At 43.1% G+C, this 14,045-nt stretch carries 12 protein-coding genes; 2 read left to right on the top strand and 10 right to left on the bottom strand.

Translation table 11 applies throughout. From position 1 onward, the window contains the following. Nucleotides 1-14: 14 nt before the first annotated feature. The 6 genes from BK120_RS02930 to rpiA all read right to left on the bottom strand — a co-directional run bounded on the left by BK120_RS02930 (nt 15) and on the right by rpiA (nt 6,912). Nucleotides 15-1,163: an acyl-CoA dehydrogenase family protein gene (locus BK120_RS02930; protein ID WP_076265943.1), complete on the bottom strand. Its 1,149-nt coding sequence runs from the start codon at nt 1,161-1,163 to the stop codon at nt 15-17. 23 nt (nt 1,164-1,186) lie between these two features. Then, nucleotides 1,187-2,050 (bottom strand): 3-hydroxybutyryl-CoA dehydrogenase, encoded by an 864-nt coding sequence (locus BK120_RS02925; RefSeq protein ID WP_076266130.1) that lies wholly within the window; start codon nt 2,048-2,050, stop codon nt 1,187-1,189. Between the two features lie 16 nt (nt 2,051-2,066). After that, nucleotides 2,067-3,239 (bottom strand): acetyl-CoA C-acetyltransferase, encoded by a 1,173-nt coding sequence (locus BK120_RS02920; protein WP_076265942.1) that lies wholly within the window; start codon nt 3,237-3,239, stop codon nt 2,067-2,069. Between the two features lie 13 nt (nt 3,240-3,252). Next, nucleotides 3,253-4,392 (bottom strand): acyl-CoA dehydrogenase family protein, encoded by a 1,140-nt coding sequence (locus tag BK120_RS02915; RefSeq protein ID WP_076265941.1) that lies wholly within the window; start codon nt 4,390-4,392, stop codon nt 3,253-3,255. A gap of 203 nt (nt 4,393-4,595) precedes the next feature. Next, nucleotides 4,596-6,167 (bottom strand): ABC-F family ATP-binding cassette domain-containing protein, encoded by a 1,572-nt coding sequence (locus BK120_RS02910; protein ID WP_076265940.1) that lies wholly within the window; start codon nt 6,165-6,167, stop codon nt 4,596-4,598. An 82-nt stretch (nt 6,168-6,249) separates the two neighbouring features. After that, nucleotides 6,250-6,912, bottom strand: coding sequence for a ribose-5-phosphate isomerase RpiA (rpiA, locus tag BK120_RS02905; RefSeq protein ID WP_076265939.1), 663 nt, complete (start codon nt 6,910-6,912; stop codon nt 6,250-6,252). Nucleotides 6,913-7,110: 198 nt separating this feature from the next. Between rpiA and BK120_RS02900 the strand changes: the two genes are divergently transcribed. Continuing rightward, a complete protein-coding gene (locus tag BK120_RS02900) occupies nt 7,111-7,401 on the top strand; it encodes a hypothetical protein (protein ID WP_076265938.1) in 291 nt (96 codons plus the stop codon). Between the two features lie 123 nt (nt 7,402-7,524). Here BK120_RS02900 and BK120_RS02895 read toward each other — a convergent pair whose 3' ends face one another. The 4 genes from BK120_RS02895 to BK120_RS02880 form a co-directional block, all read right to left on the bottom strand. Next, nucleotides 7,525-9,165 carry a GGDEF domain-containing response regulator gene (locus BK120_RS02895; RefSeq protein ID WP_076265937.1) on the bottom strand — a complete coding sequence of 547 codons (1,641 nt, stop codon included), beginning with the start codon at nt 9,163-9,165 and terminating at the stop codon, nt 7,525-7,527. An 18-nt stretch (nt 9,166-9,183) separates the two neighbouring features. Then, on the bottom strand, nt 9,184-12,024 hold the full coding sequence (locus BK120_RS02890; protein ID WP_083681535.1) for an ATP-binding protein: 2,841 nt from the start codon (nt 12,022-12,024) through the stop codon (nt 9,184-9,186). Then, nucleotides 12,017-12,382, bottom strand: a complete 366-nt coding sequence (locus tag BK120_RS02885; RefSeq protein ID WP_076265936.1) for a response regulator transcription factor — start codon at nt 12,380-12,382, stop codon at nt 12,017-12,019. Before BK120_RS02885 ends, BK120_RS02890 begins: the two co-directional genes overlap by 8 nt. A gap of 200 nt (nt 12,383-12,582) precedes the next feature. Then, on the bottom strand, nt 12,583-12,849 hold the full coding sequence (locus BK120_RS02880) for a CD3324 family protein (protein WP_054024760.1): 267 nt from the start codon (nt 12,847-12,849) through the stop codon (nt 12,583-12,585). Nucleotides 12,850-13,461: 612 nt separating this feature from the next. On the opposite strand from BK120_RS02880, the gene BK120_RS02875 reads away from it, so the two are divergent. After that, nucleotides 13,462-13,971 carry a C40 family peptidase gene (locus tag BK120_RS02875; RefSeq protein WP_076265935.1) on the top strand — a complete coding sequence of 170 codons (510 nt, stop codon included), beginning with the start codon at nt 13,462-13,464 and terminating at the stop codon, nt 13,969-13,971. Nucleotides 13,972-14,045: the final 74 nt, after the last annotated feature.

The raw sequence follows: 14,045 nt of genomic DNA, 5'->3' as shown, positions 1-14,045 counted from the left end.
CGCCTTTTTAGAAATCATAATGATTTGAGTATTTTGCCGCTAATTACGATTCGGTGAATTTCGTTCGTTCCCTCGTAAATTTGAGTGGCTTTCGCATCTCGGAACAGACGTTCTATCGTTGATCCTTGCAGGCAGCTGTCTGATCCGAGCATTTGCATAGCCTGGCTAGTCACTGCAACTGCTGTATCAGATGCGAACATTTTGGCCATGGATGCTTCCTTCGTACAAGGCAAACCTTCTTGATGCAAATACGCCGCGCGATAAACGAGCAATCTCGCTGCCTCTACTTTAGCAGTTATGCCAGCGAGTTTAACTTGCTGATGCATTGCCATCTGACCAGGCTTTAACAACATTGCAGCCTTCGGTTGGAAGCGCTCATTTAGAATGTTTAGCGCAGCTTGCGCAATTCCGAGCGCTTGGGCGCTGATTCCAATTCGTCCGCCATCAAGGGAGCCTTTGGCTATGGTAAAGCCTTTGCCTTCTTCGCCAAGTCTCTGGGAAACGGGTATCCTTAATTGATCAAATATAAGCTCACAAGTATTCGATCCGTGCAAACCTAATTTTTTTTCTTTTCTTCCGATCGTTAGCCCTTTTGTTTCACTTTCAATAATAAAAGCGGTAATGCCGTATGCCCCTTTGCTTGCATCAGTCACTGCAAATGCAACATAAACATTGGCCGCGCCGGCATTCGTGATAAATACCTTTGATCCGTTCAAAACATAATATTCTCCGTCTAATACTGCTGTTGTTCGAATAGAGGAAGCGTCCGAACCCGCGTGAGGCTCTGTCAAAGCGAATGCGCCTAAGCGCTCACCCGAAGCAAGCTTGGGAACATAGCTTGATATTTGAGCTTGTGTACCATAATGCAGGATCGGCAAAGTGCAAACCGAAGTATGAACGGACAAGATGACGCCAAGCGCTGCACTTATCTTTGATATTTCGTTAACCGCAGCAATATAGGAAATAAAATCGCAGCCTGCTCCTCCCCATTGCTTAGGAATTGGAATGCCCATAAAGCCTGCTTGTGATAGTTTTTCAATGAGAAGGCTGGGAAATTGATTGGATTGCTCCATGAATGGCACAGCGCAGGCTACTTCTGTCTCTGCAAAATGCCGTACCGCTTGTTGCAGCTCTAACTGTTCCTTTGAAAGCCCGAGTTCCATCGGCCGTCTCCCTTCGGATGTACCTATCCCTTCTCATTCGAGTACACATAAAAGCCGCGTCCAGCTTTCCTGCCTAGCCAGCCAGCCTGCACATATTTGCGCAGCAGCGGGCATGGTCTATACTTTGAATCGCCGAATCCAGCTTGCAGCGTCTCCATGATGGCTAAACAAGTATCGAGTCCAATAAAGTCGGCAAGCGTAAGCGGACCCATCGGATGATTCATGCCTAGCTTCATCACTTGGTCTACAGCTTCCGGCTCAGCGACCCCCTCATACACCGTGTAAATCGCTTCATTTATCATAGGCATCAGAATTCGATTGGAGACAAAGCCGGGGAAATCTTGAACCTCAATCGGCGTTTTCTTGATTGTGAGCGTCAATGCTTTTATTTTTTCATAGGTATTGCTCGAAGTCTCAAGCCCTTTAATAATTTCGACTAATGGCATAATAGGTACGGGGTTCATGAAATGCATGCCGATTACACGCGAAGCTCTTTTTGTTGCTGAAGCTATTTCTGTAATCGATAACGAGGACGTATTGGTAGCCAAAATGGCATTTGGTTGACAAATACGATCAAGCTTCTCAAAAAGCGCTTTTTTCATCGTCATATTCTCTGGCGCAGCTTCAATTATTAGATCAGAGCGATTGGCGCAAATTAAGTCTGTCGAAGGTATGATGGATTTTATGGTCTGAGTTCGATCAGCCTCGCTAATATTTCCTTTGGCAGCAAGTCGAGTCAGCGAAGAATTAATTGTGGCAATACCCTTTGTCACGGCTGCTTGCTCAATATCGTAAAGTGTTACCTGCAACCCATTTTGCGCTAACGTCTGTGCAATTCCGCTGCCCATTTGTCCAGCTCCAATTACTGTAACGGTTTGGATCATTATGAGCACCCCCTTTACCTTAGCCCTCCACCTGAATGAGCATGGCATCACCCTGAGCTCCGCCGCTGCAGATGGCAGCAATGCCCAAACCGCCGCCGCGGCGCTTAAGTTCGTATATTAAAGTAAGTAAAATTCTTGCGCCGCTTGCACCGATTGGATGTCCAAGTGCGATCGCACCACCATTCACATTGACCTTCTCCTCATCCCAGCCTACTATTTTCCCGCAGCTTAGGATGACGGAGGCAAACGCCTCGTTCACCTCAAATAAATCAATGTTTTTTAAAGGAATGCCCGTTTTCCGCAATAGCTTTTGGATTGCAAGCGCTGGCGCAGCAGCTAAATTAGGAGCACTCGCTCCAATGGTGCTTTGTCCGATAATTTTGGCAAGCGGCTTGTGTCCGCCTCGTATCGCTTCTTCCTCCGACATGAGGAGCATAGCGGCGGCGCCGTCATTCACACTCGGAGCATTTCCAGCCGTAATCGTACCGCTCGGACCATGAATCGGTTTTAGCAGCGCAAGCTTCAACAAATCCGTATTAAAACGTGGTCCTTCGTCGATAGCCAAAAGAGCGTTTGCAGAAGTGTAGTAAGGCTCAACTTCATCCTCAAATAATCGCAGATTAGCAGCAGAGCTCGCTCGGTCATGACTTCTTAATGCCCATTCATCTTGTTCCGTCCGGCTAATATTATAATCTGTTGCAATTTTGTTGCCATAAACAGCCATCAGTACATCATCGAAAGGACAAAGCAGACCATCGTGAATCAATAAATCCGTCAGTTCGGCATTTCCCAGCTTGTTTCCCCATCTAGCCGTTCGAACAGCAAATGGCGCCTGACTCATGCTCTCCATTCCGCCAGCTATTATTATGTTTGCATCTCCAGCACGTATGACCTGATCTGCCATAGAGATGGCTCGCAAGCCCGAAGCGCAAACTTTGTTAATCGTTTCCGCTGGAACGCTCCAATCGATCCCTGCAAGGATGGCAGCTTGTCGAGCTGGATTTTGACCGCAGCCTGCTTGAAGCACCATTCCCATCATGACGGCATCAGCTTGACTTGCGTGTACGCCCGATTGCTGCATGGCTCCTTTAATGACGGCAGCGCCAAGATCAACGGCTTTCTCATTTTTGAACATGCCGCCGAGCTTTCCGAATGCTGTTCGTTTCCCTCCTATAATAACGGTCTGGCGCATGGTGATATACCTCCTACTCATTCAGCATCCGATGGATGCAATCCACTTCCATCCCGCCTGTTCCAAGCCCCGTTTCCACACATTTTGCATCCCTTAAAAAACGTTCCATCCGATATTCTTGCATATAGCCATAACCGCCAAATATTTGTACAGCCTCAATCGCAACGGCAACAGACATTTCTGCCGCGAACTTACGCGCGATGGCGGCTTCCTTTGCAAAGCTTAAGCCTTCATCCTTGCGCCACGCCGCTTGATAAGCGAGAAGCCTTGCTGCTTCCAGCTGAGTTGCCATATCTGCAAGCTTGAAAGAGATGCCTTGCTGCTTTCCAATTAAATGACCAAATTGCTTTCGCTCCTTGGCATAGGCAGCTGCAGCCTCAAAAGCTCCTTGGGCAATGCCAATGGATTGCGCAGCTGCGCTCATATGCCCGATATCGATGGAATTCAAAATGATTTCAAATCCTTGACCATCTTTTCCGATTTTGTTTGTCTCAAATAACTCACATTTATCCAGCTTCACATTTGAAATGTGGAAAGAACGCAATCCCATCGTTCGTACTCGCTGCCCAATTTGCCATCCAGCTGTACTCGTTTCTATTAAAAAAGCTGTACATGGCGATTTTTTTCGTTTTAACTCCGTCTTTGCAATAACAATGCAATAATCCGCAATATCTCCATGAATGACACATGTATGCTCGCCGCTTAGCTCCCAGTGATCTCCTCGTCGACGTGCTGAAATGCGGCTGCTCAATCCCTCGTTCCCCACTACTGTCAATGATAGAGCGCATCCACCCAGTTTTACACCTTTTGCGAGGTCCTTAAGATACAAAGCTTTTAATGCGTCGCCGCCAAAAGTGAAAACCGGCATAGCAGCATAAACCGTATGGGCGGCAAGCTGAGCAGCTGTAGAAGCGCAAACACGAGCCAGTTCTTCTATTACAATAATGAAAGTCATCCAATCGCTGCCGGCACCGCCATTTAAGTCATCAATAGATATGCCTGTTATGCCAAGCTTAGCCAGCTGGTCAAATAACGATCGATCAAACTGCTCCTTCTCATCACGTTCGACTGCTCTAGTTGCAACCTCGCTTTCTGCAAATTCCCTTAACACTGCGCGAGTCATTTTCAGCTCATCGGATATAGAAAATTGCATCTCACTCCACTCCTTCTTATACGAGGCATGGTTAGTGGACAATGTTCGACGGTATCCGCACGTAACGTAGTATATGAAGACAGACCGCTGAAAAATGACTTCGATCTCCCGCCAAATATGCAGCTTATCTTTAACATTTGAGCTCGGACAAACAAAAAAAAGCCAACCTCATTAGGTTGGCTTTTACTAAGTTTTGCTGTGAGCTATACACTTTGTTGAGTAATTATTCCACCCGGTTCGAAGGTCAGCAGCTTTGTAGCGATTTTATCAATGAAGAAACGATCATGGCTTACGGTGAGGACTGCTCCAGGGAAATGAATTAACGCCTGCTCCATCACCTGTATGCTGGTCAAATCCAGATGATTGGTAGGCTCATCCAATATGATTAGTTCGGCGCCGGACAGCAAACATTTTGCGAGTGCCACGCGAGCCTGTTGACCGCCGGATAAGCTTCCGATCACTTTTTGAAGGTCTGCTTCCGAGAACTGCAGCATAGAAAGAAATTTATTCACTTTTTTGCGAGGGGCATTAAGTCCAAGGCCATAGATGTTCACTGTATGGCTTACCGTATCCTTCTGATCGAGCTCGTCCCACATGCGATTGAAATAGGCGTAGCTTACGCCTTTGCTAAACTGCACGGAACCTGAATCAGCCGGTTCTTGCCCTGTTAGCACTTTAATTAAAGTGGATTTTCCGCTGCCATTTGAACCGATAATAGCAATCCGGTCTTCCTTCTGGATGTCAAAGCTGACATCTTGAAAGATAACACGCTCAGCATAGTTTTTGCTTATTGCATCGACAGTGCATAAGTTGTCTGGAAAACGCAAATTTTCATAAATATCAGTAATCAGAACGTTTACAGGATGCGGCTCTACTCTTTTTTTCATATCAGCCAGCTTCCGAGACAGACGATCTTTGGAAAATTTCCTGCTCGAACGGTTGTCGATTTCCTCGGCTTCCATAAGCAGAAGCTCCTCTTCCCATTCGAACTGCCGATCAAGTTCTTTCTTGCGAAGCTTCTTCTTCCGAATATAATCGGTATAATTGCCTTCGTATTCTTGAAAATGATAATTTTCAATCTCAATCGTACGAGTTACTACCCGGTCAATAAACTGCCGATCATGAGATACCAAAATCATTGTGCCGCTAAAGCGATTTAACCATTGCTCCAGCCAAGCAAGACCATCGAGGTCTAGAAAGTTCGTCGGCTCATCAAGAAGTACGACGTCTGGCAGCTCAATTAACATTTTGGCTAGTGCGGCGCGATTGCGCCAGCCGCCTGACAATTGATCGATTGGTTGTTGACGTGATTGCTCATCAAATCCAAGCTTAGTGAGTACGGTATCGATCTCTACAGCAGCATTCCAGCCATTATGATGCTCCATCTGCTCGAAGAGATCTGCTTGACGATTCAGCAGCTGATCCATTTCATCAGCATCAACGGTAATACCAAGCTTTTCTCCGATTTCCTGAAGCTCGCGTTCGATGCTCCAAATATGCGCATAACAAAGCTCCAGCTCTTGTTTGACGGAACGATTGCCGCTCAGCTCTGAGAACTGTGAGAAGTAGCTCACCTTGACCTTCGGATCAACCTCTACCTTTCCTGCCGTTGGCTCTTCTCTGCCTAAAATAAGTTTAAATACGGTCGATTTTCCTGCGCCGTTACGGCCGATAAGACCGATTCGTTCCCCTTTGCTGATACGAAAATAAATATCTCGAAAAATAAGTGTATCTTCATACTTTTTCGTTACGTTCTCCAACCGAATGACGCTCATGTCGTTCACCTCTGTATATGGTTGTAAACCACTTTCGGGTGATGTGTCAAGCTAAGTGCAGCATACATCTATTAGACAGCATTTACAGCAGCTTCACTGTACCATTGGCATAACCTACGATGACCTTAGTTGCCATGCCGATAAACAATCCGTTATCGACGACACCAGGTATGAGATTCAATGTACGTTCCAGCTGTTCTGCTTGTGAAATGGTACCAAACTGACAATCTACAATATAGTTGCCATTATCCGTTACAAATATTTGATTGTCTTTCGTTCTAACTGTCGTCTCAGCTCCAAGATTACGCAGTTTTCTAATTGTCATTTCGTAACCAAACGGAACGATTTCTACCGGGAGCGGGAAACGTCCCAATTGCGCGACATGCTTGCTTTCATCTACGATGATAATTAGCTGCTTACTGGCGGCAGCTACGATTTTCTCTCGGAGCAGCGCGCCTCCTCCGCCTTTGATTAAGTTCCATTCGTTATTTACTTCATCTGCGCCGTCAATTGTCACATCAATTTGTTCAATCTCTGCGAATGGAAGCATCGTAATGCCAAGCTCTATCGCAAGCTCTTCAGAAGCTCTCGACGTGGCGATTGCTTTAATTGATAGGCCTTCCTTTACTTTTTGGCCGATTTTTTGAATCGCCCAATATGCGGTTGATCCTGTTCCTAATCCCACGACCATTCCGTCCTTAAGAAACTCGACAGCTTTTTCGGCGGCTAATTTTTTTGAGTCCATTTATACAGCTCCTTCACTTAATCAATCGTATTTTGTAAAAAAATATTGTACTCACTATATTAATGGAGAGTCATCTCAAATGAACGCTATTTATGTCGTTAATTATTAAATTTCACATGCACCAACCGACAAACATCACATCACGAATCTGATAGACTAGCAATTAGGTTGTCCCACCACAGAATAGGAGCGCTGATTATGCACACAATTTCGAATGAACATTTTACGAATGAAACGATTGCTTTTGACGGGTTTAGCTTTATCGGATGTACCTTTTCGAACTGCGTCATCATCATCACTACACTGGACTTTAATTTTGAACGATGCTCTTTTTATGATTCTTCCCTGCACGTCAACCCGAAACTTCCCATATTTGCGATCTCTCACAAGCTTTCACAGTCTACTTATGATTCAGACACGAACTGTTATCAGAACGATTATAAGTATCCCCAAACCGTTGTAGAATTGCCGGAAGCCGTTCATCGCTGATTCGGTTTAATTTTTCTAAACATACTATTCCCTAATAGGGAATGCAAGTCTGTAATCATAGGATGCCCTATAAAAAAAATCGCACTTCTTATCGAAGTGCGATTTTTTGTGCTATTCCTTAATCTAGTTAACGATTCGACTAGCCAATCGTTCGATTCTCAGCACAAGCTCCTGCATATGAAATGGCTTAACGACGTAATCATCTGCACCAATTTGGAGTGCATTGACGATATCAGAGGTATTATTGCGGGCCGTCAGCATGACGATCAACAGCTGTTGTTCAGGATAATTGAGGCGCAGTTCCTTTAATACCTCTAATCCGTCCAAATCAGGCATAGAGCCATCGAGCAGTATAATAAACTTTTCACTCTCTTTGTACCAGTTGGAGGATAAGAACGTTCTACCGTCTGCATAACCTTCTGCTTTTACCTTCGTATGATTCGTAGGTTTCCAGTTAAAAAACCGATTGATGATAATTTCTCGGATTAATGGATCATCATCAACGACAATGATGTTTAATATCGATTCGTTTTTGGAATGGTTTAACGCCTTGGAATAAACAACCGTTTGGTTTCTTCCTCCGCGTTTCCCACTGTATAAAGCTTGATCCGCTTCATCTACCAGTGTAGCAGAATGGCTATTAAGTTCCGTTATTTCCGTAATTCCTGATGAAAATGTGACTTGGAAGTTAGAATCACTCGTTTGAAATTTAATAGCATTAAATTTAATGCGTAGACGCTCCATAAGATAAGCCGCTTGAACTGCATCCGTATTCGGTAAAATGAGAGCAAATTCTTCTCCGCCATATCGGCATAAAATGTCTCTTGGCCTGATCGCATGTTGTGTAGTTGCCACAAAGGCTTGAAGCACCTCATCCCCTTGAAGATGACCATAGGTATCATTTACAAGTTTGAAGTAATCCAAATCAATCATAACGAGCGAGAAAATATCGTTTGAGCGCTTAAAGCTGTCGATATGCTGCCGCATCATTTGATTGAAATGCTTGCGATTGTAAGCGCCTGTTAACTCATCAATAATGATCGAGCGTTCCCAGTCCATCTTCATCGCAAATCGATTGTCGATGAGAGCCTTAAGCAGCTCAACATCAAACGGCTTGGCAAGAAAGTCCATCGCTCCGGATCGATAGGCGTTAACTTGATTTTCGACGGATACATTCCCGCTGACCATAATAATCGGAATATGCTGCTGCTTCGCCTTATCAACGATTTGATTGAGGACATACATGCCGCTTCGATCGGGCAACACGATATCAAGAAGGATGAGATTAGGCTTCCATTCGTAGAACAGTTTTAAACCGCGCTCCGCATTCAGAGCAATGCTTACGGGATAATCATTTTTCTCTAAAACTTCTTTGACATAGGTTACAAATTCAACATCATCATCAATGACAAGTACACGATTGTGATGCTTTGAATGATCATCAAGGGAATCGGCCTGATCTTCATTTGCATTGTCGAGTCCGTCTAGCAGCTGCAGTACTTGAGGAAACATGGCCGTTAGTGGCAGCAAATGCTCTGACCACTCCTCGCGTATGTACGTTTTTTTGCTTTTTTCAGAAAACAATTGCTCTTTGAATTCCGAAAACTTTTCAACCTCATGCAGCCCAATCGTACCGCTTGTTCCTTTAAGATTATGGAAAAATCGATGAATATCTTGTTCCTCAACTGCTGTTTGATTGGACCAATCATCGATCGTCTGTGTAATTCGCTGTTGAATCAGTTGTTTATATTTTTCCGTCTTCATATAAAGGGGCTCCCCCAATTATCGCAGCAAACGAGAGATTGCTGCACTTAGTCTGCCGGGTAAATAGGGTTTCACAAGGAATTCATTAATTCCCCATTGTGCAGCTTTTTCTTTTTCTTCAAAGGCGCTCGAAATGATGATTGGCGTATTTAGCAATACATCAGATTTCTTGATTTTGCTAATAATATCCCAGCCGGTAATTCCTGATTCCAGCATCAAATCGATGACCACGATATCAGGTTTGAGCTGTTCAATTGCTTTAATCGCCAACCCACCTTCTGTAAACAGGTGAACATGAAATCCACTAGACCTCAATTCATCACGGAGTAAAGTGGACAAATTAAGGTCGTTTTCAATCAGCATCACTTGAATGGACGTCTCAGAAGAAGTATTTTCCTTCAACTCATCGTTTTGTATTCGTTCTTGCTGCTTAGCCAGTGGAAGCGTCACGATAAAGGTACTTCCATGTCCGAACTCGGAAAATACATCTATTTTACCTTCATGTCTTGTAACAATCTCTTTTACGATTGCTAAGCCTAAGCCAGTCCCGCCAATTTCTCTTCGATCTGAATTATCGACACGATAAAACTTGTTGAAGAGATTAGGCAGTGCATCCTTTGGTATGCCAAGTCCCTCATCTTCTAAACGAATGACGATCATATCTTTGTTAATGCTGCTAAACAAAGTGATCTGACCGCCATTTGGCGAGTATTTAATTGCGTTGCTCAATAAATTAATGAATACCTGGAGCATTTTATCTTTATCTGCAATTACGATTGCTTCTTGTGCATCATTTTGCCACGTTATTTGATGGATGCTAGCCGACATTTGCTGCAATTCGATTGCTTCTTTAATTAATGGCGTTAATGATGTGCTTTTCATTTCATACGTTTGTTTGCCTGATTCCATTCGTTGCAAATCTAAAAAGTCATTAATTAACGTCGTTAATCTTCTTGCTTCTTGATAAATCGTCGATACATATTTCCGCTGGCGCTCCGGCTTCAGTTCCCGGTGAAGCAGCAGTTCTGCGAAACCAAGAACACTTGCAAGCGGCGTTCGCAGCTCATGACTAACTGTACTTACAAACTCAGATTTCATCCGGTCAACCTCGTACTCCTTCGTGATATCACGGTGAACGAGCAATAACCCGAATTGTTGACCATTGCGGTACAAGGGCTCGCAATAAATTTGAATGAATTTTCTTTCTGGTTCTGTAATTTCATAGTTCATGCTGCGCAAGCCATTATAATGTCGATTTGAGATAAGCCCAGTCATAAATTGAATTAACGGTTCAGATTCAACAACAGAGGATTGGACAAAACCTTTGAATTGCTCAAAAGGCATATTGATTGTCCCTTTTTCATCATTGAAAAATCCGAATATCTCAGCCATTTTGTGATTAATTTGAAGTGTGCTGCCATCTAGATCCAGCAATTGTATGCCTTCTTGAATCGTGTTCAGTATATCTCCAGTCATCAATCGCTGCTTTTCCGACAGCTCGTACAAATGCAGTTTATCGAAGGCTAATGATACTTGTGTCATCATGCCAACGATCTCTTCTTCCTCTTGCTTTGTAATCGTACGATTGACCTTCGTAATGACTAGGCAGGCAACCATTTCTTCTGATGCATTCAAAATGGGCAAGATTAAATCGGTAGCTTTCATAGCAGAATCGTGATATCCCTGTTCACCAAGTGAACATTCACGAGTCATACTGTATGCTTGTTTGGTCTGTGATGCACGCAATACGATGCCATCTTCCATCTGTTCAATAAACTGTTTGGCTGAAGCATTGGAAATCCCTACGGATGCGCAATCATGCTCTCTATTCATCATCACAATTAAGCCTTTATCGGAATCGGTGATAGCAACAATATTAGAAATGATGCTTTGCAGCAGCTCTTGTTTATCGAGGGTATTAGAGAGGGACTGCACAAGCTGATTGCGCTTCTCCAAATATTTCTCATTTTTCTCCATTACGCCTACGGCGATCTGCAGTTCCTCTTGCTGCGCCTGGAGCTCATCCTGCTGCGCAATAAGTTCTTCGTTTTGAGCTAAAAGCTCCTCTTCTTTACTTTGGATTTGCGTCATCATTTTCTTAAAGGTTCTTGCCAACTCTCCAAGCTCATCTTCTCTTGTGAGATCCTCCGGCTCCGAATATTCACCATTCGCGAACTCACGAGCGTGGTTCGTCAGTCTCATGAGCGGCACGCCAACATCTCTAGCCACTTTTCTCGTAATAAATGAAGATATTATTAAGATAAGAATGATGTAGCCTATTAATAAAACGGCTTGAAGCGTCAAGCTGCGAAATAATTCATCGTTTTTTTGCTCAGCAATCAGCTGTACTTGTTTCTCAAAATCACGCGAATAGCTAATTAAATTATTTACAGGGTTATCCTCACCTGCGGATACGAGGACGCGAAGCGCTTCATAATTTTGAGCTTTTGAAAATTCAATCGCTTTAGGCAAAATGTTTTCAAAGTAATCGACGAAAAAGGACTCAATATTGTTCATCACTTCTTGTTCCGTTGCATTAATCGGATAGGTTTTGATTTTTGCTAGAGATTGATCCAGAAGCTTCTTCTCAGAAAAAATCTGCTTATATTCGAAATCTGTCAAATAGACATAGTAGCCGCGTGCTCTCAAAATAATATCATTGGAATGATCGGCAATTTGCGCGACAAGCTCTTGCTTCTCTCTCATTTGAACGGTTTCGGATTCATAATTTTTTAATATAATAACCGAGCTTGTCAGCACGGCAACAGCCCCGATAAGAATAAGCGATAAAGCAAGCACCATCATCGCTACGAACTGTCGTGTAATTCTTTTCTTATAGAAGAGACGCAGCTTACCCACGTAACATCTCCTCTACCTTATCGATTAGCTCAAGCGGACTGAAGGGCTTAGACATAAAGCCATCGGCGCCAGCGAGCAGCACTTTCTCTTGTTCGGCTTGCTGGCTCTTCGCTGACAGCATAAGAATGCATGAATGCTTGCGATCCTCCAGCAGCCTTGTTTTCTCTATGACTTCAATACCTGTCATCTTTGGCATCATGTAGTCTAGAATAATTAAATCAAAGTTAGTGTCCACAATTTTTTGTAACGCTTCTTCCCCATCAGCCGCTTCTTCGAGCGCATAACCTTCATCTTCGAGCGTATCCATAATAAGCATGCGCAGAACCGGCTCATCTTCTGCAATTAATAATGTTTTCATTTTCTTAATCCTCCACTGCCATTTGTTCTAGTGTTCATTCGACATCTATCGTCAAAAATACATCCATTAACATTTCGACGTTCGACAAAAAATCCCTCTTAAAGGTTTGTCTTAGTTGTGTCAATCCTACTTTTTACTCAATAATGACAACAAAAAAAGCAGATGCTCGCGGCAATCTGCTTTTTTTCAATATGTTTTCATTATCGTGATTTAACAATGATCTTACGAATGCTTTCGCACGATAAATGATATTTCCGCTCTAGATCAGCAACAGTCCAACCATTCGAATAATACAGGTAAATTTCTTTGTTTCGTTCGGCAAGCAGTTTCCGTGTGCCGCTTACCTCACCCCAATGCGCACGTTTCTCCGCAAGCTTAGGCACATAGATCAAATCACCTTGAATGTATTTTTGCAGCTCTTGCAATAGACTAGGGGGAAGCACGTCTCTCCCATTTTTGTAGTTCACAATAAATGTCCTCCTCGAACAAGCTAATCTTTTTAGAATTGTTTGCAGCAGTAGTGTTAATCAACATTTTTTGCTTCCTCCTTTCGATTTTTGGTAACGCTGAGTTTTTGTTGCAAGCAATAAAAGCCATGGATGTTATTCCCTCCACTTGAACTTCTTTCTTGTTGCACTTTCTTATTATATTGTAAGCATTTTCAGATGACAAGAAATGTTTAACAATAATTCCATTAATAATGGTTAGAACATTTTTAAAAGTAAAAAGGAGACCTTGCGGTCTCCTTCTAATGAGCGATCTCCGTTAAACGGAGATCACCTCCAAGTTGTTAATCAAATCGATCAGCTCCTTTCCTCAAGATTCGTCGGCCCGACTTCATCAGTATATATCCTGTATCCAGCTTGGCGATAGAGTAAAAACACTTATAAATGAACTTTACCAAATGGACAGCTGTCAAGTGAGAAAAAGTGAGTATTTTATCATCACTTTTTAATAAAGTTGTTTTTATTCAGCAGCAGCAAGGGTTTGCTTCCTCATAGGTAATTAGTGGGCATTTAATCTATGTTATGGTATTTCTAGCTCAACACACAGACTACCTAATTTCAAGGAGGAACATCATGAATAACACAAAGAACAAAAAGATTAGTAGACTTATCGCAGGTATTGGAATCAGCTTATCTATTGCCATTGCCAGCGTACCTGTCATAGCGCCTCAAGAAGCAAACGCAGCAACGGTATCAAGTACGTCCAAAGCAAACAGCATCACTGCAACTGGAAAAAAGTATTTGGGCGTGCCTTATAAATTTGGTGCAAAATCAGGGATTACTAGCGCGTTTGACTGCTCGTCTTTCACGCAGTACGTATTTAAGAAAAATGGTATTAGTCTGCCAAGGTCTTCTAAGCAGCAAGCGAAATCTGGCACTTATGTTTCTAAAAAAAATCTTAAAGCAGGCGATCTTGTTTTCTCTGACACGAATCGTGATGGCATCATCAATCACGTAAGCATATATATCGGTAACGATAAACTCCTTCACACTTACAGAGTTGGAGTAGGCGTTACGATCTCCAAATTCTCAGGCAGCACATGGGACAAGCGTTATGTAACTGCTAGACGCGTAATTAAATAGAACGATATAAGGCAGATCTCTATCTAAGAGATCTGCCTTTTTTTTTTACACTTGTGACGAACCGCGAGGCGTGC

This window comes from Paenibacillus sp. FSL A5-0031 (assembly GCF_001956295.1).
Classification (GTDB): domain Bacteria; phylum Bacillota; class Bacilli; order Paenibacillales; family Paenibacillaceae; genus Pristimantibacillus.
Note: the sequence above shows the minus strand (reverse complement) of the source record. Positions and strands in the feature narration are given on the sequence as shown.